Source organism: Streptomyces sp. 3211.6, from assembly GCF_003634815.1.
Classification (GTDB): Bacteria; Actinomycetota; Actinomycetes; order Streptomycetales; family Streptomycetaceae; genus Streptomyces; species Streptomyces katrae_A.
Genome location: NZ_RBXC01000001.1, coordinates 1,095,601 through 1,113,668 on the forward strand (window position 1 = coordinate 1,095,601; position 18,068 = coordinate 1,113,668).

15 protein-coding genes are annotated in these 18,068 nt (G+C 72.6%); 4 read left to right on the forward strand and 11 right to left on the reverse strand.

Annotation, left to right across the window (positions count from 1 at the left end; all coding sequences use genetic code 11):
- Positions 1-14: 14 nt before the first annotated feature.
- Positions 15-497 (reverse strand): hypothetical protein, encoded by a 483-nt coding sequence (locus tag BX286_RS05210; protein WP_079424195.1) that lies wholly within the window; start codon positions 495-497, stop codon positions 15-17.
- A gap of 187 nt (positions 498-684) precedes the next feature.
- On the opposite strand from BX286_RS05210, the gene BX286_RS05215 reads away from it, so the two are divergent.
- On the forward strand, positions 685-1,407 hold the full coding sequence (locus tag BX286_RS05215) for a Sir2 family NAD-dependent protein deacetylase (protein ID WP_079424197.1): 723 nt from the start codon (positions 685-687) through the stop codon (positions 1,405-1,407).
- On the opposite strand, the gene BX286_RS05220 is transcribed toward BX286_RS05215, so the two are convergent.
- The 9 genes from BX286_RS05220 to BX286_RS05260 all read right to left on the reverse strand — a co-directional run bounded on the left by BX286_RS05220 (position 1,404) and on the right by BX286_RS05260 (position 12,899).
- A complete protein-coding gene (locus BX286_RS05220) occupies positions 1,404-1,895 on the reverse strand; it encodes a VOC family protein (RefSeq protein ID WP_121017573.1) in 492 nt (163 codons plus the stop codon). The two genes, BX286_RS05215 and BX286_RS05220, sit on opposite strands and share 4 nt — an antisense overlap.
- A gap of 130 nt (positions 1,896-2,025) precedes the next feature.
- Positions 2,026-5,592, reverse strand: a complete 3,567-nt coding sequence (locus BX286_RS05225) for a bifunctional glycosyltransferase family 2 protein/CDP-glycerol:glycerophosphate glycerophosphotransferase (RefSeq protein ID WP_121014633.1) — start codon at positions 5,590-5,592, stop codon at positions 2,026-2,028.
- Positions 5,593-5,789: 197 nt separating this feature from the next.
- On the reverse strand, positions 5,790-6,164 hold the full coding sequence (locus tag BX286_RS05230) for a hypothetical protein (RefSeq protein WP_079424199.1): 375 nt from the start codon (positions 6,162-6,164) through the stop codon (positions 5,790-5,792).
- A gap of 60 nt (positions 6,165-6,224) precedes the next feature.
- Entirely contained in the window at positions 6,225-6,650 is a 426-nt protein-coding gene (locus BX286_RS05235; protein WP_121017574.1) for a roadblock/LC7 domain-containing protein, read from the reverse strand.
- Positions 6,651-6,733: 83 nt separating this feature from the next.
- Positions 6,734-7,519: a hypothetical protein gene (locus BX286_RS05240; protein ID WP_079424200.1), complete on the reverse strand. Its 786-nt coding sequence runs from the start codon at positions 7,517-7,519 to the stop codon at positions 6,734-6,736.
- Positions 7,516-7,926, reverse strand: a complete 411-nt coding sequence (locus BX286_RS05245) for a hypothetical protein (RefSeq protein ID WP_079424201.1) — start codon at positions 7,924-7,926, stop codon at positions 7,516-7,518. The genes BX286_RS05240 and BX286_RS05245 overlap by 4 nt, the downstream gene beginning before the upstream one ends.
- Positions 7,927-8,110: 184 nt before the next feature.
- Positions 8,111-10,060, reverse strand: a complete 1,950-nt coding sequence (locus BX286_RS05250) for an APC family permease (RefSeq protein ID WP_121014634.1) — start codon at positions 10,058-10,060, stop codon at positions 8,111-8,113.
- Positions 10,061-10,178: 118 nt separating this feature from the next.
- Complete coding sequence (locus tag BX286_RS05255) at positions 10,179-10,634, reverse strand: (2Fe-2S)-binding protein (RefSeq protein ID WP_079424204.1); 456 nt, start codon at positions 10,632-10,634, stop codon at positions 10,179-10,181.
- Positions 10,635-10,652: 18 nt separating this feature from the next.
- Complete coding sequence (locus tag BX286_RS05260) at positions 10,653-12,899, reverse strand: xanthine dehydrogenase family protein molybdopterin-binding subunit (protein WP_121014635.1); 2,247 nt, start codon at positions 12,897-12,899, stop codon at positions 10,653-10,655.
- Positions 12,900-13,201: 302 nt separating this feature from the next.
- On the opposite strand from BX286_RS05260, the gene BX286_RS05265 reads away from it, so the two are divergent.
- The gene (locus BX286_RS05265) at positions 13,202-13,450 is read left to right on the forward strand and encodes an SCO4226 family nickel-binding protein (protein WP_079424207.1); all 249 of its coding nucleotides are present in this window, start codon (positions 13,202-13,204) and stop codon (positions 13,448-13,450) included.
- A 214-nt stretch (positions 13,451-13,664) separates the two neighbouring features.
- Positions 13,665-15,089, forward strand: a complete 1,425-nt coding sequence (locus BX286_RS05270) for a PP2C family protein-serine/threonine phosphatase (protein WP_079424209.1) — start codon at positions 13,665-13,667, stop codon at positions 15,087-15,089.
- A gap of 105 nt (positions 15,090-15,194) precedes the next feature.
- Here BX286_RS05270 and BX286_RS05275 read toward each other — a convergent pair whose 3' ends face one another.
- A complete protein-coding gene (locus tag BX286_RS05275) occupies positions 15,195-16,697 on the reverse strand; it encodes a hypothetical protein (protein ID WP_079424212.1) in 1,503 nt (500 codons plus the stop codon).
- 232 nt (positions 16,698-16,929) lie between these two features.
- Here BX286_RS05275 and BX286_RS05280 point away from each other — a divergent pair, with 232 nt between their 5' ends.
- Positions 16,930-18,057: an aminoglycoside phosphotransferase family protein gene (locus BX286_RS05280; protein ID WP_121014636.1), complete on the forward strand. Its 1,128-nt coding sequence runs from the start codon at positions 16,930-16,932 to the stop codon at positions 18,055-18,057.
- Positions 18,058-18,068 lie beyond the last annotated feature (11 nt).

Below are 18,068 nucleotides of genomic sequence, written 5' to 3' on the forward strand. Positions count from 1 at the left end.
TTCTACCCCGGATCTCACCCCGCGCAGATCACGTCGTCGAGGGTGATCGGGCGGGAGTCCGTGCGGACGTACGCGGTGAAGGTGTCGGTGACCCCGGACGGCCAGGTGGTGGTGACGGTGGCCCAGCCGACGAATGCGGACGGGGCGGCGGTGGCCTGGCCGACGGTGATGGACTGCGGGGTGCCCGGGCGGCAGAGCAGGACGTCGGTCTCCGGGAAATGCGCCTGTTTGTCCTTGAGCAGCTGCGAGACCCGGTTGACCCGGTCCTGTTCCGAGGGCCCGTGGTTGCCGTAGAAGGCCCGCAGGAAGCTGGTGATCTCCTCCGTGGTGTGCCTCTGGAGCCGGCGGGGCTGCGGATCGTCCGGGGCGTGCACCCGGAGCCGGCCGGGCTGCGGATCGGCGAGGGCGGCCGCCGGTGCCGACGACGCGACCAGGGTGATCAGGGCGGACACGGCGGCGAGCAGCAGGGCGCCGGAGCGGTGTGGGGTGAGCGTCATGTCCGGTATGTAACCGGCGGCCGGGCCCGTCTGCCGGGGGCGAGGCAGGTTCTCACTCCGGTGGGCGTGGAGATTCACCGCAGAAACGCCCCTCCGCTTGCGCCGACCGGCTCCGGGTGCCTTGCCGGGGCGGGCCCGGAGGGGAAATCGTTCGCGGGCCGGGGCGGGCGCTGTCTAGGGTCGGCGCATGGGGAAGCAGCTTGTCGCAGTGTTCAGCGGGGCCGGGATGTCCACCGATTCCGGGATTCCGGACTACCGGGGGCCGCAGGGGCTCTGGCGCCGGGATCCGGAGGCCGAGAAGCTCGTGACGTACGAGTACTACATGGCCGATCCGGACGTCCGCCGCCGCTCCTGGCTCATGCGCGCGGAGATCGGGGCCCTCGCGCCCCGGCCCAACGCGGCGCACACGGCCGTGGCGGAACTGGAGCGCGCGGGCACCCCGGTGCGGGTGATCACGCAGAACGTGGACGGGCTGCACCAGCTCGCCGGGATGCCCGGGCGCAAGGTGTTCGAGCTGCACGGGACGGCCCGGTCGGTGGTGTGCACCCGCTGCCACGCCCGCTCGGGGATGGACGAGGCCCTGGCCCGGGTCGCCGCCGGGGAGCCCGATCCGGCCTGTACGGCCTGCGGGGGGATCCTCAAGGCGGCGACCGTGATGTTCGGGGAGCGGCTGGACCCGGAGGTGCTGGCGCGGGCGGTGGCCGTGGCCAAGGGCTGCCAGGTGTTCATCGCCGTCGGGACGACCCTCCAGGTGCAGCCCGCGGCCTCGCTCGCCGGGATGGCGGCCGAGGCCGGGGCGCGGCTGATCATCGTCAACGCGGAGGAGACCCCGTACGACTCCCTGGCCGACGAGGTGATCCGCGAGCCGATCGGCACCGCCCTCCCGGCCCTCCTGGCCCGGTTCGCCTAGACGCTCTCCTCCCCGTCGGCCGCGCGCCGCATGGCCGCCACGTCGAGCTTCTTCATCTGCAACATCGCGGCGGTGGCGCGGGCCGCCCGGCCCGGGTCCGGGTCACTGATCAGGTCGATGGCGCCGGGCGGGATGACCTGCCAGGAGACCCCGAACCGGTCCTTGACCCAGCCGCAGGCCGACTCCTGCCCGCCGTCGCCGGTCAGCGCGGCGTAGTAGTAGTCCGCCTCGGCTTCGTCGGAGCAGTGGATCTGGAAGGAGATGGCCTCGGTGAAGGGGAACTGGGGGCCGCCGTTGAGTCCGATGAACCGCTGGCCGTTGATCTCGAACTCGACGACCATCACCTCCCCGGCCGGGCCCGGGCCCGCCTCGGTGTAGCGGACGGTGCGCAGGATCCGGCCGTCCTTGAAGACGGAGAGGTAGTAGTCGGCGGCGGCCTCCGCGTCGCCGTCGAACCACAGACAGGTGGTGAAGCCGTTGCTGGTCATGGCCGCTGCCTCCAGGTGGTGGGTGGGGGAAGGCCGGGCGGCCTTCCCCCACATACGGACCGGCCCCGCGCCCGGAACTCATCGGTGGGCGCGGGGCCGGTCCGTACTTTCACCCGTCCGGGCTACGCGGCTACTTCTGGAGCATCCGGTCGACGACCCGCTCGGCGGCGCGGCCGTCGTCGAGGTCGCAGAACTCGGCGCGGAACGCCTTCCGCGCCCCGGCGAACCGGGCGGCCACGGCGTCGGCGTCGCGGACGGCCTCGATCAGTGCGGCCGAGTCCTTCAGCAGCGGGCCGGGGGCCTTCTCCTCCAGATCGAAGGTGAAGCCGCGCAGGGTGTCGCGGTAGTGCTCCAGGTCGTACGTGAACAGCAGGATCGGCTTGTCGGTCAGCGCGAAGTCGAACAGCGCGGAGGAGTAGTCCGAGATCAGCACGTCGGCGACGAGCAGCAGGTCCGTGGTGTCGGGCCAGCGGGACACGTCCACGACGAACCCGTCGCGCACGCCGTCGCGGAGCTGCTCCTTCACCAGGTGGTGGCCGCGGACGAGCAGGACGTGGTCCTCGCCGAGCTCGCGGCGGGCCGCGGCCAGGTCGATGCGCAGGTCGAGCTTGTAGCCGCCGCTCCAGTCCTCGCGGTTCTCGCGCCAGGTCGGCAGGTAGAGGACGACCTTCTTGCCCTCGGGCAGGCCGAGCCGCCTGCGGACCTCGGCGATCCGCTCCGCGTCGGGACGTACCAGCGCGTCGGTGCGCGGGCTGCCGGACTCGACGACCTCGCCGTCGTAGCCGAGGGCCCGCTTGAGGATGGGGGTGGCGTACGAGCTCGGGGAGGCGAGCAGCGTCCACTGGGCGCTGTCGTGGGCCAGCCCCTCCAGCACCTCGGGGCTGGTGTAGTAGTCGTGCGTGAAGTCGTAGCCGATCTGCTTGAGCGGCGTGCCGTGCCAGGTCTGGACGACGGTCTGGCCCGGGCGGCGCCGGAAGGTCATCGGCACGCTGTCGTTGACGACGTAGTAGCGGGCGCGGGCCAGGACCTCCCAGGCCTCCAGGCTGCCGTACTGGACGGCACGGGCGGTCGGCGGGACCTCGGCGCGGCCGTCGCGGACCAGCCAGACGTGGTCCAGCTTCTCGCCCCGGCGCACGAGTTCCTCGTGGATGGCGCGGGGCGAGTCGCCCGCGCCGTTGCCGCGGAAGGTGTCGTAGACGGCCAGGTCCTTGACCGGGAGCTGCCGCTGCGCCGGGTAGGTCTCGTCGCGGGCGACGCGCTGGGCGTAGCGGGAGCGGTCGTGCGGGCTCAGCAGCGGGTCGCTGACCAGGGCCATCCGGTCGTGGTGGCGGGCCTCGACGCGCATGCGGCGGCCCAGGACCGTGACCGGGTGGGGGCCGGTGGTCAGCGCGGGGGCGATCAGCTGGACGGGGGCTCCGCGGTCGACGCCGAGCAGGCCGGCAGTGGTGCCGCCCTGGCTCACCGGGCGCAGGGTCGGCCACCAGCGGCCCTGCGGGAGGGTGGTGCGGCCGGCGTACGGCTCGGGGAGCACGGGCTCGAAGGTGGCCTCGAAGCGGTCCCCGTCGCGGGTGACGGGGTAGCTGAACTCGGTGCCGTGGTGGTCGTGCAGGACCAGCTCGTACGGCTCGTCGGCACTGTCCGCGGGGGCGCGGAAGGTGCCGCGCAGGGTCAGCGTGCCGTTCTCGGCGGAGACGGTGTCGACGAGCGGCGGGGAGGGCTGGACGGAGAGGACGAGGTGGCCGCTCTTGGCGCGCTTGGCGAAGACCGCGAGGTCGGTGTCCTCGCCGGGGAGCGGTACGGCCAGGCCCGCGAAGCCGCCGCGTTCGTCGTGGACCAGGGGGTGGCGGGTGCCGTCGGGGCGGACCACGGTCAGGGTCCAGGCTTCGGGGGTCCATTCGCCGGGAGCCCGCGTGGCAGGGGCGACGGAGCCGAGTCCGGCGAGCGGGACGACGGCGGTGAAGGGGACGCGGCCGCCGGACGCGGCGCTGCCCAGGGTGAGCGGGATATCGAGGCCCGCGCCGGTGCCTGCGTGTTCGGCGCGCAGGATGATGCCCTCGCCGGCGCCGGGGGCCAGCTCGCCGGTCAGTTCGAGGGCGTCGTCGCCGTGGGGGCGGACGTCCAGGACGCGGGCGCGGACGATCTCGACCTGGACGGTGAGGACGCCCGTGACGGTCGGCAGGATGCGGACGTCGGGGGTGGCCCAGTAGGCGGGCGGGTTCATCCCGCTGTCGTGCTCACCGCCCTTGAGGCGGGCCCGGTGCAGGCCGCCCGGGCCGGTGACGGCGATGGAGGTGGTCCATATGCCCTCGCGCCACTTGCCGCCGGACTGGAAGAGGGTGGGTTCGACGACGGCGGTGAAGCCGGCCCAGTCTGCGTGCCGCAGGGCGAGGTGGGGGGAGTTCACGGTGGCCATCGGGGAGGCCACCGTGCGGGTGGGGACGACCGTGCGGCGGCGCTTGCCCTGCTCGCGGAAGACCAGCATCTTGCGGGAGGCCAGGCGGCTCTCGGCGCCCATGTGGCCGGGGAGGGCGTAGCCGCGCAGCAGCAGCTTGCCGTCGCTCCAGGCGGCCTGCTCCAGCCGGCTGACGACGCGGCGCTCGCGCGGGCCGAGGGTCAGCAGCTTCGGGGGGACGGGCGCCTTGAGGAAGGGGTAGTCGGCCTGCGGGCGGGCCAGGCCCTTGACCGGCACGCTGTAGGAGAAGTCCCGCTGGTGGTGCAGGAGGGCGATGAACTCCTCGACGCGGCCCTCGCGGGCCAGGTAGGCCTTGAGCCGGTCGGCGACGGTGAGGTCGCTCCACGGTCCGGTGCCGATCTCGCGGATGAGGCCGCCCACCTCCTTGACGAAGGCGGCGCGGAAGTCGTCGCCGCCTTCGGCGACGTACTTGTAGATGAGCGGAAGTTCCTCACTCAGCACGTTGTGGTCGTAGTCGCGCAGGTAGCGGGCGTACTTCTCGCCCGTCTTGCCGAGCAGGGCCTCGCGGACCAGGCGGACGGAGGTCACGCGGTCGATCACGGAGACCGGGTCGGTGGAGCGCTGGGTGATGGACCGCTCGCCGGTCTCGCGGACGCGCCAGTGGTAGACGCAGTCGCTGATCACGTCGACGCTCGTGGCGAAGTAGTGCGCCGGGATGCTGACGGGGGCGTCCTCGTAGAGGATGCCCTCGGGGTACTGGAAGCCGTGCTCTTCCCAGAAGCCGCGCCGGTAGACCTTGTTCCAGGCGGTGCGGTCGGTGACCAGCGCCGGGAACTTGGAGATGTGGGTCTTCAGGCGGGTGTTCGCGAACGCGACGCGGTGGCCCCAGGACTGCTGCATGCCGACGGAGCGGAAGCGCTTGACGTTGCCCGCGGCGAAGTCGGAGCCGCTCGCGTCGAGGGCGTCGATCAGCTTCTGGTAGGCGTCCGGGGGCATGGTGTCGTCGCTGTCGACGAAGGCGACGTACTCGCTGTCCGGCGAGGCGTGCCGGAAGCCTACGTTCCGCGCGGCACCGAGGCCGGCGTTCTTCTGCAGGACGACCCGGAAGCGCTTGTCACGCTCAGCGAAGGCCTCGGCTATGACCGCACTGCTGTCCGTGGACCCGTCGTCGACGATGACGACTTCGAAGTCGTCGAACGTCTGAGCTGCAAGGGATTCCAGGCACTCGTCGAGGTAGAGCTCGACGTTGTAGGAGGGAACGACGATGCTCAGGCGCGGGGGCATGGGTGACGGGTTCTCCAGCGTTTTTATCTTTGTCGACCGGGTTGATGATCAGCCAATTACAGCATCTTACTCTGTAACAGGATGATAAAGCTGACCCATCTCGGACATATCGCTCGGTCCGCCGGGACGGGCGGCAAAGAATTCAGCCGCCCGCCACCGTGCCGTCACGGCCCTCCGCGGGCCGCCCGCCGGAGCCGTCAGACCTCCAGGCCCTCCTCGATCTTCTTCAGCTGGTGCCGGGCCATGGCCAGATTGGCCCTGTTCCGGTCGAGCGCGAGGTAGAGGAAGAAGCCCTCGCTGTTGCGGCCCTTCATCAGCCGGATCAGGTGGTACTGGCTGCCGAGAGTGATCAGGATGTCCTCGATCTCGTCCTTCAGGCCGAGCATCTCCATGGTGCGGACCTTGGCCCGCACCACGTCGGTGTTGCCGGCCGCGGCCACCGTCAGGTCCAGGTCCTTGCCGCCGCCGACGTGGCCGAGGGCCATGCCGCTGCCGTAGTCGACGAGGGCCGCGCCGATCGCGCCCTCGATGCTGGTGGTGGCTTCCTTGAGGGCGGTTTCCACGTTGGCCATGGGGGATTCCTTTGCAGTCGTTTGCTTTTTGGCTGGTTCTGGCCTGTCGGCCGGGAGCGGTCAGGGACGGTCCGGGGCCGGCACCTCGGGGCCTGACCTGCGGCCCAGGCTGTGCTCGATGAGCTCGGTTATCCGGAGGCTGGAGCGGCGCGCCTCCAGGTGGAGGCGGCCGACGTTGACGCGCGGCTCGGCGGTCAGGGTGAGGACGGCCGCCTCGCCCGCGGCGTACGTGGCGACGTAGCCGTGCTCGCCGCGTACGAGCAGTTCGCGGAAGCCGCCCTGGCCGGTGCAGTCGCTCAGCCGCTGGGCCACGCCGAGGGCGGCGGCGGTCAGCGCGGCGACGGACTCGGCTTCGGTGGTCGCGCTGTCCTGCGCCAGGACCAGGCCGTCGGCGCTCGCGGCGAGCGCCCCGCTGAGCTGGGGCACCCGGGCCCGCAGCCGCCGGAGCTCGGCGAGTATCTCGGCTTCGGCCTCGGCGGGCAGCATCACCGTGTTCATGTCGGCCTTCCTCCCTTCGGGCGGCCTCCGCTCGGAACGGTCGGCTCGCAGAACCGGTCGGAGCGGGAGCCTCACAGGCTTGCCTCCAGTGCGTCGCGTAACCGGCGGAGCAGCGCCACGTCCGGGGGTTGGGCCTGCGTCATCCAGTCGGGCAAGGGTGGGGCCGGCGCCGGGGCCGGCCGGGTGTGCGGTGTCTCGACGAGCCCGGCGGCCGCGAGTCTTCGTACGTCGAGCAGGGTGTGGAAGGCCGGCCGGCCCAGCACCCACGCCAGGTCGGCCGGGGTCCGTACGCCGTCCGCCTGGGCGAGCAGGGCCCGTTGCCGGGCGGTGACGATCTGCCCGGGCGCGGCCGGCCGGGGCACCACCGGGGCGGTGTCGAGCTGCGGGTAGGGCCACACGGCGTCGAGCAGCTCGCGGCGGCGGCGGGTCTCGCGCTCCACGGCGGCGGCCGGGACGGAGCGCATGGAGCCGATCCAGTGGGTGGCGCCGCGGCGGAAGCGGGAGGGGCCGCTGCCCGGGGAGAGGGCGAAGAAGGCGGCGTCGAATATCGCGGCCAGGTGGCAGATCTCCAGCTCGCCGCCGGCCAGGCCCCCGCTGTCCACGAGGAACCGGGCGACCTGCCGGGTGGCGCCGGCTTCGCTCAGGGCCTCGTTCCAGCGCTCGGGCGCCAGGCCCCCGCCGGTGGTGAGCAGCACGTCCAGGCCCGGCGTGGAGGGGCTCTCGGCGTGCACGATGCGGCCGTCCTCCAGGAAGAGGGTGCCGCGGTCGCGCAGCAGGGCGCCGGTGGCGCGCTCGGCGGCGAGCCGGGTCAGCAGCGGGGAGACGGCGGCGAGGCCCTGTACGGGAACGGTGGTCACCGGAGCACCAGCCCTTCGGCGAGGGCGCGGAGTCTGTGCCGGGCGAGCGCGAGGTTGCCCTCGGCGCGGTCGAGCCAGAGGTGGAGGAAGACGCTGCTGTCGAAGCTGGTCTCCACGAAGCGCAGCACGTGGTAGCCGGTGCGGGTGGTGACGATCAGGTCCTCCACGGGCGGGCCCGCCGGTCCCGCCCCGGCCGGCGCCGGCGCGGGGGCGGGCTGGGCGAAGGACTCGTACTCGGCGGCCGCCCGGGCCAGCTCGGCGGTCTCGGCGGCGGTGGTCTCGTGGTCGCCCACGGGGGACTCCCCGACGGTGCCGAGGGCCAGTCCGCTGCTCCAGTCGACCAGCGCGGCCCCCCGCGCACCCGGCAGGGCCATGGCTTCGAGCAGGCATTCGTCGATCCCGGGCACGCGGGCTCCCCTCCCGGCCGAACGCGCTGGGCACACGTTCGTCGTACGGCGTGACAGGAGGGAACTTACTCAAGTTCCACACTGCGGAAGGGGGTTCTGGCATTTTCCGCGGGAACATGCGCGGTCCGGCACGACAGCTTGGCCGGAACCCGTTCGTTTTTGATCAAGAGTGTCCCGGCGAACCCTACGGCCGGGCCGGCGCCTGCGGATGCGGATGCGGGTGGCGGGCCGACTCCAGCAGGTACGGCACGTCGATCACCGCGATGCCCGGGGTGAACAGCAGCCTCGCCTTGAGCCGCAGCGCGTTCTGGTTGTGCAGGGGCTGCTCCCACCAGTGGCCGACGACGTACTCGGGGATGACCACCGAGAGCATGTCGGTGCCTTCGGCCGCGGCCTCCTCCTCCAGGTACGCCACCACGGGTGCGACCACCTCGCGGTACGGCGAGTGCAGCACCTTCAGCGGCATGCCGGGGTCGATCTCCGCCCAGGCCTGGCGCAGCCGCTGCGCCTCCTGCTCGTCGGCGGCCACGGACAGCGCGCTGAGGGTGTCGGGCCGCAGCCCCTGGGCGTAGCCGAGGGCCTTGAGCGTCGGCGCGTGGACGTTGGCGACGAGGACGACGACGTGGTGGCGGGCCGGTTTGCGCGGCCGGTCGCCGGGTGCGACGGCCACCTGTCCGGCGACCTGGTCGTAGTGCCGGCGGACCCCTTTCATGCCGGCGAAGAGGGCGGGCATGGCGATGACGACCAGCCAGGCGCCGTGCGTGAACTTGGTGATCAGGACGATGACCAGGACCACGGCGGTCATCAGCGCGCCGACCGCGTTGATGGCGAGCCGGCGGTGGATGTGGACCCGCCCGGTGCGCGGGGTGGCCGGGTCGGCGAGGGCGCGCCGCCAGTGCCGGACCATGCCGGCCTGCGAGAGGGTGAAGGACACGAAGACGCCGATGATGTAGAGCTGGATGAGGCGGGTCAGCTGGGCGTCGAAGGCGACGATGAGGGCGATGGCGGCGAGGGCGAGCAGGACGACGCCGTTGGAGTAGACGAGCCGGTCGCCGCGGTTGTAGAGCTGGCGGGGCGCGTAGTGGTCCTTGGCGAGGATCGAGGCCAGCATCGGGAAGCCGTTGAAGGCGGTGTTGGCGGCGAGGACCAGGACGCCCGCGGTGGCGGCCTGGAGCAGGTAGAAGAGGAAGTCCAGGTCCCCGAAGGTGGCGCGGCCGATCTGGGCGAGGGCGGTGGACATAGGGGTGCCCGGGGGCAGGCCGAGTTCGGTGGGGTCGGCGGCGACGTGCACCCGGTAGGCCATGGCGAGGGCGGTGATCCCGGCGAACATGGTCACGGACAGCAAACCCATCGCGGCGAGCGTGGTCGCCGCGTTCTTCGCCTTGGGCTTCTGGAAGGCGGGCACTCCGTTGCTGATGGCCTCGACTCCGGTGAGGGCGGTACAGCCGGAGGCGAAGGCGCGCAGGGCGAGGAAGACGACGGCGATGCCGGTGTAGGTGCCGGCGGCGTCGATCGGGAGGTGGGCGGACTCGGCCCGGATGGTGGCGCCGGTGCCGATGCGGACGGCGGCGACGGCGAACATGACGTAGATGACGAGTACGAACCCGTAGGTGGGGATGGCGAAGACGCGCCCGGACTCCCGTACCCCGCGCAGGTTCATCAGCGTCAGGAGGACCACGAAGGTGACGGAGAGGGCGACCTGGTGGTCGTTGAGGGAGGGGATCGCCGAGGTGATCGCGGCGACCCCGGAGACCACGGACACGGCGACGGTCATCACGTAGTCGACGAGCAGGGCGCTGGCGGCGGTGAGGGCCGCGGTGGGGCCCAGGTTCTCGGAGCTGACGACGTAGGCACCGCCGCCGCCGGGGTAGGCGTGGCAGGTCTGCCGGTAGGAGGCGACGACGACCACCAGCAGGAAGACGATCGCGGCGGCCGCGTACCACGCGAGGTGGAGCAGCGCGACTCCGCCGAGGGCGAGGATCAGCAGGATCTCCTCGGTGGCGTAGGCCACGGAGGAGAGCGGGTCGCTGCAGAAGATGGGCAGCGCGAGCCGCTTGGGCAGCAGGGTCTCGCCCAGGCGCGCGGTGTCGAGCGGCTCACCGACCAGCAAGCGTTTCGCATTGATTCGCCTCATTCCGCGATGGATATCCACTTCCAGCGGATTTCAGACGTTCAGGGCGGGTGCTCCGCCGGGTCGGCGTCCCCCGGACGGCCCAGGGGCGATCTTGAGGGGGCGCTGCGGCCCGCGGCCGTCACATCCGGGCGGCCGCGCTGCGGATGGCCTCGCGGATGCGGAAGTAGGTGCCGCAGCGGCAGATGTTGGCGATGGCGTCGATGTCCTCGTCCGTGGGCTCGGCGGTCCGCTGGAGCAGGGCCACGGCGGCCATGATCTGCCCGGGCTGGCAGTAGCCGCACTGGGCGACGTCCTGTTCGAGCCAGGCCTCCTGGACGGGGTGGAGCCGGTCCCCGTCCGCCAGCCCCTCGATGGTGGTGACCCGCTTGCCGGCGCAGGCGGAGACCGGCACCACGCAGGGGCGGACGTCCACGCCGTCGAGGTGGCTGGTGCAGGCCTTGCAGACGTCCACCCCGCAGCCGTACTTGGGCCCGGTGATCCCGAGCAGGTCGCGGAGCACCCACAGCAGGGGGAGGTCGTCGGGCGCGTCGACGGTGACACTGCGGCCGTTGACGGTGAAGGTGTGCGAGGGCACGGCGGCGTACTCCAGGGGTCAGCGCGGGTAGGGGGTGAAGTCGACGTCGAAGTCCAGGGGGAAGCTGCGCGGCTTGGAACCGGTGGCCCGGGCCCAGGCGTTGGCGATGGCCCCCACGGCGGCGGGCAGGCCGAGCTCGCCCGCCCCGCCCGGCTCGGTTCCGGTCGCCGGGAGCACGAAGACCCGGACGTCCTTCGGGGTGTCGCGCTGCTTCGCCCAGTGGAACTGGCTGTAACTGCCTTCCAGCGGGAGCCCCTTGTCCAGGTGCAGCCCGGCGCGCAGGGTGGTGGAGATGGCGTCGGTGAGGCCGCCGATCATCTGGGCCTCCAGCCCGCGGGGGTTGACCGGCAGGCCGACGTCGACGGCGATGACCGCCCGGGTGACGCGGACGTGCTCGCGGTCGCGGGCGTCGATCTCCACCAGGCAGGCGGTGCGCGACTTGTACTCCTCGTGGAAGGCGATCCCCTGCGCGCAGCCCGCCGGGAGGGCCCGCCCCCACTGCCCCTCGGTGGCGGCCTTGTCGAGCACGGCGCGCTGGGCGTCGGTCTTGAGGAAGGTGCGGCGGAAGCGGTACGGGTCCTTGCCCGTGGCCGCGGCCAGCTCGTCGACCATGATCTCCTCGGCGCCCCGGGTGTTGGCCGAGTAGACCGAGCGCCAGGAGCCGGTGGGGATGCCGGTCGGCACCTCGTTCAGCGCCTGGGTGGTGAGCCCGAAGTGGTACGGGGACTTCACGGTGGTCAGGAACAGGGTCTGGGCGAGGGTGGCGTTGCCGATGCCGGAGGGCAGGCTCGCGGCGGTGGCGGTGATGATCTCGCCGAGGCCGTGCCGGAAGTCGGTCTCGGCGGCGACGACGCGGTGCTCGAAGCTGAGCACCTCGCCGAGCAGGTGGGTGGCCCGGATCTTGTGGTGGGTGGCGGGGCGCATCCGGCCGTGCCGGGTGTCGTCCACGCGCGTCCACATCAGCTTCACCGGGCGGCGGCAGGCCTTGGAGACGCGGGCGGCCTCCAGGGCGGCGTCGAAGAACAGGCGCCGGCCGAAGGAGCCGCCGGCCTGGACCACGTGCACCTTCACCTTGTCCAGCGGCAGCCCGAGGTCGGCGGCGATGGTCTCGCGGGCGACGATGGGGGACTTGAGGCCGGACCAGATCTCGGCGCGGTCGTCGCGGACGTCGGCGACGGCCGAGTTGGTCTCCATTGCGGCGTGGCTGACGAAGGCGAAGTCGAACTCGGCGTCCACGTACGGGGTGAGCAGGGGCGGCACCAGCAGCGGCGGGGTGGCGGCGCGGAGCTTGGCGCGGACCTGCTCGTCGGAGAGCTGGTCGGCGGGGCCGGGGCCCCACTCGACCTGGAGGGCGGCCTTGGCGTCCAGGGCCTGGCCAAACGTTTCCGCGACCACGGCGACCCCGGTGGGGACCGTCACCACGTGCAGGACCCCCGGCATGGCCTGGACGGCCGCGCGGTTGGCCACCGAGCGGACGGTACCGCCGAGGCTGGGCGGTCGGCGCACCACGCAGGGCTTGGCGCCCGGTACGTCGAGGTCGAGGGTGTAGCGCTGGGCGCCGGTGACCATGGCGCGGGCGTCGATGCGGCTGGTCGGGGTGCCGACGAGGGTGTGGCGGGCGGCCGGTTTGGGCGTGGCGCCGAGGACCACGAGCCCGGGCGCGGCGGCGGCCGCGGCGAGGCTGCCGTAGCCGGCGGTGCGCCCGTCGGCGGCCCGTACGGAGCCGCCCGCGGTGGTCAGCGCGGAGGCGGGGAGGTTCCAGCGGGCGGCGGCCGCCGCGACGAGGCGGGCCCGGGCGGTGGCGGCGCACTGGCGGACGGGCCCGTACAGGGAGCGGATGGAGTTGGAGGATCCGGTGAGCTGGTTGAACAGCAGCTCGGGGCGGGCGTCGTCCAGTTCCACCCGGACCCGCTCCAGCGGAGCGTCGAGCTCCTCCGCGACCAGCATCGCGACGGCGGTCGTCAGGCCCTGGCCGACCTCCTCGCGGGGCAGCCGGAAGCGGATGGTGCCGTCCTCCTCGACGACGAGCGCCAGGAGGGACGAGGTCGGGGCGCCGGCCAGGATGAACAGGTCCCCGAGGTCCACCAGGTCGGCCACTTCGGGCAGGCTCGGGACCACGGCGTGCGCCGGCTGCGGGGCCACGGCGTCGGCGCCGGCGCGGGTGACGAGGGCCAGGGTCGGGGCCGCGACCAGGTAGGTCAGGAAGGACCTGCGGCTGTGGCCGCTCCCGTCCCGCCCCGTCGGCGTACTGCTCTCCACTGCCATCTGGCCCGTCCCACCCTCCCCCGGCCCGCGCGAAGAAGCGGACCGCACCGGCTCGTTACCGACACGTAGGGTAGCGATCACGCGGAGGGGTGGGAAGCGGAAGTGACGCACGGGGTCCTTCGTTCGAGTGGTGCCCCTGACGGGCACCGGTCCCGGCCTCCCGTCGGCCCCGCCGGGCCGCGGGCTTCGCACATCTCGCCCGTACGATCGAGCCGCCCCGCCCGGAAGGCCGATTTCCGGCCACGGGCGGACGATGGAAGCAGCGCCGTAGGCGGTTGCGACACGTGAGGAGGTGTACGGCGATGGCCCAGTTCATGGATGTCCACCACGGTATGAAGGGCATCACCGCGGACCAGCTGATGGAAGCCCACAAAGCGGACCTCGCCATCCAGTCGGAAGAGAAGGTCACGTTCCAGCGCGCCTGGGCGGACCCCTCGTCCGGCGAGGTCTACTGCCTGTCCGAGGCCCCCTCGGCGGAGGCGGTCCAGAAGATCCACGAGCGGGCCGGGCACCCCGCCGACGAGATCCACGCGGTACCGCTGAGCGTCTGACGGGACCGAGCACCAGCACTCCGATACTGACCGGAAATGTTCGTACGGACCGGAGGCAATCGGGAGGCCTTCGGCATATGCCGTGAGCAAGAACGTTACGGATGTTGCCAAACGCCTTACAGGCCGTCTCGGGCTGTGCCACAGTCGTAACCGGTCCTTCCTTTCAGACCTGGTCGTGCCGCGCCTGTATCGCCGCGCCTGTATCGGAGTGCTCATGCCGTCCCACCTGTACGCGGACCGTTCCGCGCAGCCGCCCGAGCCGGGATCCGTGGACGCGCTGATCTCGCAGACCCGCCGACTGCGCGGCGAAGTGGACGCCGTGCGCCGCGACACCGTCGTGGACGACGACGACGCCCAGGGCCGCTGGCAGCGCGCCCTCTGCGACCTCGCCGTGCACCACCTCGACGACCTCGGACAGCACCTGGGCCAGCTCAAGGAAGGGCTGCCGCCCGCGCCCGAGCAGGTCGAACTCCCCCCGGCCCTCCCGGAGACCCCCTCCGAGGACCGCCAGACCCGCGTCGGCAGCGCCGAGTGGAACCTGCTGACGGACGAGGTCACCTGGTCCGAGGAGCTGTTCCAGATCTTCGGCCGCTCCCCCGAGGCGGGACCGCTCCCCCTCGACGAGCTGGGCTCCACCCTGTTCTCCGAGGACCAGCCGCTGCTGACCGCGATGGTCACCGACTGCCTGGTGGACGGCAAGCCGATAGACGGCGAGTTCCGCATCGTCCGGGCCGACGGCCGCGTCCGGACGCTGCACATGAGGGGCGAGCCGGTCCTCGACGCGGACGGCTGCACGGCCTCGATGTGGGCCGTGCTGCGCGACGTCAGCGAACTGCGCCGGAGCCAGCGGGCGGAGCGCGAGTCCCGTGACTCGCTCCAGCGCCAGCGGGAGATCGCGCAGACCGAGCACCGGCTGGCGGTCGAGCTGCAGGAAGCCGTGCTCCCCCCGTGGCGCGGCTCCCTGCGGTTCCCGCACGACCAGGCCGGCACGATGGACGTGGCCGCGCACTACCTGCCCTCCGCGACCAGCACCCTGATCGGCGGCGACTGGTACGACGCGCTCGAACTCCCCGACGGACGCACCCTGCTGACGGTCGGCGACCTGACCGGGCACGGGGTCAGCGCCACCTCCGGCATGGCCATGCTGCTCGGCGCCCTGCGCGGGATGGCCATGGCCGGCATCGAGCCGGGCCCGCTGATGGGCTGGCTCAACCAGCTGCTGGAGACCTCCGCGCAACCGGCCCTCGGCTCGGCCGTCTGCTGCCGTTACGACCCCGACCGCCGACTGCTCTCCTGGGCCCAGGCCGGGCATCCCGCGCCGCTGCTCTTCCGCCGCGGCCAGGGGCGGGCGCTCCAGCCGCCGGAGGGGGTCCTGCTGGGGGCCACCTCGGGGGCCGTGTACGGGCAGGCCGAGGAACTGCTCGAGCTGGGCGACGTACTCGTGCTGTACACCGACGGGCTGACGCCGCACGGCATCGGGTTCAGCCGGGCGGACCAGACGGAGCGGCTGCTGGCGCTCGCACCGCGGTTCTCCACGGCGCGCTCGGCGCGCGACTGCGTACGGATGGTGACGGAGGAGTTCGGCGAGAACGAGCGCGAGGACGACGCCTGCGTGCTGGTGGCCCGCATCGGCGGCTGACGGCCGGTCCGCACCACGGTCCGATCCGAGGGGCCGCGCCCGAGGCGCGGCCCCGTCCGCCGTCCGCTCCCGTCCCCTTCCGCCACGGCCCGCGGCACCGGCCCCCTAGACCTCCGCCCGCGCACCGCGCGCGACGCGCGGGGACGGGCTGTCGGGGAGGGCCTGCTCGATCTCCTCACGCAGGTCCTCGATGCGCCCGTAGCCCGCGTACTGGCCGGTGAGCCGGTACATCTCGCGGAGCCGGTCCCAGGTCCGGTGCGAGGAGGTCTCGTTCATCGACACCAGCGCCAGGCGGGCGTAGCGGTCGGCCTGTTCGGGGTCGTCGGCGATGAAGCAGGCCGAGGCCATCGAGATGTAGTCGAAGATCTGCGAGCGCTGGTGGCCGTCCCCGCGCAGCCGCAGCGCCTCCCGGGCGTGCCGCGCCGCGACCGGGGCGGCCGAGGCGTCGTGGTCGGCGAGCGTGCGGTAGGCCAGGGCCTGCATCCCGTGCAGGTCGGCCTCGTCGAAGTGCTGCATCCAGGACGGCGGCGGTACGTCGCCCTTGTCGGACACGAACAGCTCCTCGGCCTCGCCCAGGGTGCGGCGCATGGCCTGGCCCTTGCCCATGGCGGCCTGCGCCCAGGCCTCGATGGTGTGCAGCATGGCGCGGGTGCGCGGCAGGGTCTGGTCCCCGGAGCCGGCCTGGGCCAGCTTCATCAGGTCCAGGGCCTCGTTCGGCTTGCCCAGGTGGACCATCTGGCGGGCGGCCCGCGACAGCGCCTCGCCGGCGCGCGGGCGGTCCCCGCCCTCACGGGCCGCGTGCGCGGCGATGACGAAGTACTTCTGGGCGGTGGGTTCGAGGCCGACGTCGTGCGACATCCAGCCCGCCAGCACCGCCAGGTTGGCCGCTACCCCCCACAGCCTGCGCTGGAGGTGATCGGGGTGGTGGTAGGCGAGCATCCCGCCGACCTCGTTGAGCTGGCCCACGACGGCCTTGCGCTGGAGCCCGCCGCCTCTGGAGGCGTCCCAGGCGCGGAACACCTCGACCGAGCGCTCCAGGGCCTCGATCTCCTGGGAGCCGATGGGGGCGGCCTCGTAGCGGTCGTAGCCCGCCGGGTCGGCCTGGTAGGGGTCACCGAAGCGCTGCGAGTCCTTGGCGGTGGCGGGATCGCCTTGCAGCCAGTCGTACATGGCGTTGCTGAGGGCTGAGCCGGCGGTGAGCGCGGCGCCCGCGCCCATCAGGCCGCGACGGTTGAGCATGAGGTCCATTCCCGTGAATTCGGTGAGGACCGCGGCTGTGCGTTCGGGCGCCCAGGGCACTCCGTCGGGGTTCTCCTTCGCCCCGTCCGGCTGCCGTCTGGCGGTGCGCCGCTGTCGTACGAACCCGAGGTCCTCGATGGTCACGACACGACCGAGCCGCTCGGTGAACAGTGCTGCCAGTACCGTGGGCACCGGCTCGCGCGGGGTCTCCCCCATGTCGATCCAGCGCCGCACCCGCGAGGTGTCGGTGGCCAGTTGGTGGTGGCCCATCGCGGCCGCCTGCCGGTTGACCATCCTCGCGAGTTCGCCCTTCGACCAGCCGGCCAGGCCGAACAGGTCGTTCAGACGGGTGTTTGGACCCTTGCTCACGTCAAGCCCCCAGGTTCTCGGCTGAGTTGACAGTAACCCCCTGTCAGTTCCCCGTGGACTATTCGCCAGGGTTCGCCAGGGCACGCCCCGTGGTTCGCCACCTGCCGCCGGGTGTCAGGTAGGAATGCGCCTCCCCGACCCGGTTCACCGGCGGAACTCCCCAGGGTGAAGCACGGGATCCGGCGGGGCGGCGTACGCAACTCGTCGGCGCACGAAGGGAACCGTAAACGCCATGTACGCAGCAACGTCCTCCGTGTCCGCCCCGGTCCGCCCGCACCGCACCCTCCAGGCGGGGGGCGGCGGCATCTCCCTCGAACCCGGCCGCCAGCCCGTCCCGGCGCAGGGCGCCGTACGGGCACGGCGGATGCCGGCGGCCGGATCGCAGCCGCTGAGCGGAAGAATCGACCTGTCCGGACCGCAGGGCGCGCAGCTGCGCACCGCGCTCGCGACGGTCCAGCGGATCTGTCCGGAGTTCGCCCCGGTCCAGGTGCTGCGGCGCAGCGGCCGGTCGGTCCTCCTGGTGGGGACGACAGGACGGATGACCGCTGTCGCGAAGGTTTTACTGGACCACTCGCCCGAGTGGCGCGAGCGGTACCGGCACGAAATAGCGGCGTACCGGACCTTCGTCCGGCACCGCCCGCCGGTCCGGGTGCCCCGGCTGATCGCCGCCGACCCGGAGAACTGCGTCCTGGTCGTGGAGCGGATGGCCGGCCGGGTGGCCGCCCTCCAGCGGCATCCCGTGGAGGCACCGCCGAGGACCGACGTACGGGCGGCGCTGGCCGCGGTGTGCCGGGTCAACCAGTGGCGTCCGCCGGCCGATCTGTTCGGCCACCCGGTGGACTACGCCCGGCGGATCTCCCGGGACCACGACCTGGGGCTGCTGACCGACCGGGACTACGGCGACCTGCAGAAGCTGCTCCACGGGCTGCGGATGGCGGGCGTCCCATGGCAGTTCAACCACGGTGACGCGCTGCTGTCCAACCTGCTGCTGTCCCCGGCCGGGCCGGTGATGCTGGACTGGGAGCACGCGGGCTGGTACCTGCCGGGCTACGACCTGGCCACCCTGTGGGCGGTGCTGGGTGACGCCCCGGCGGCGCGCAGCCAGATCAGCCGGCTCGCGCAGTCGGCCGGTCCGGCGGCCCGGGACGCCTTCCTGGTCAACCTGATGCTGGTGCTGACCAGGGAGATCCGGATGTGCGAGACGGCCGTGCAGCGCTCGATGCTGGCGGCGCCCGCGACCCAGCCGCTTCCCGCGGGGGCCCTTTCCTCGGGGGAGGAGCAGCGCCTGCTGCTGCGCCGCCTCCACGACGACGCGGGCATGGCCCGCAGAGCGGTCCGGGCGGCGGTCGGCACGCGCTGACCCCTCCCGCT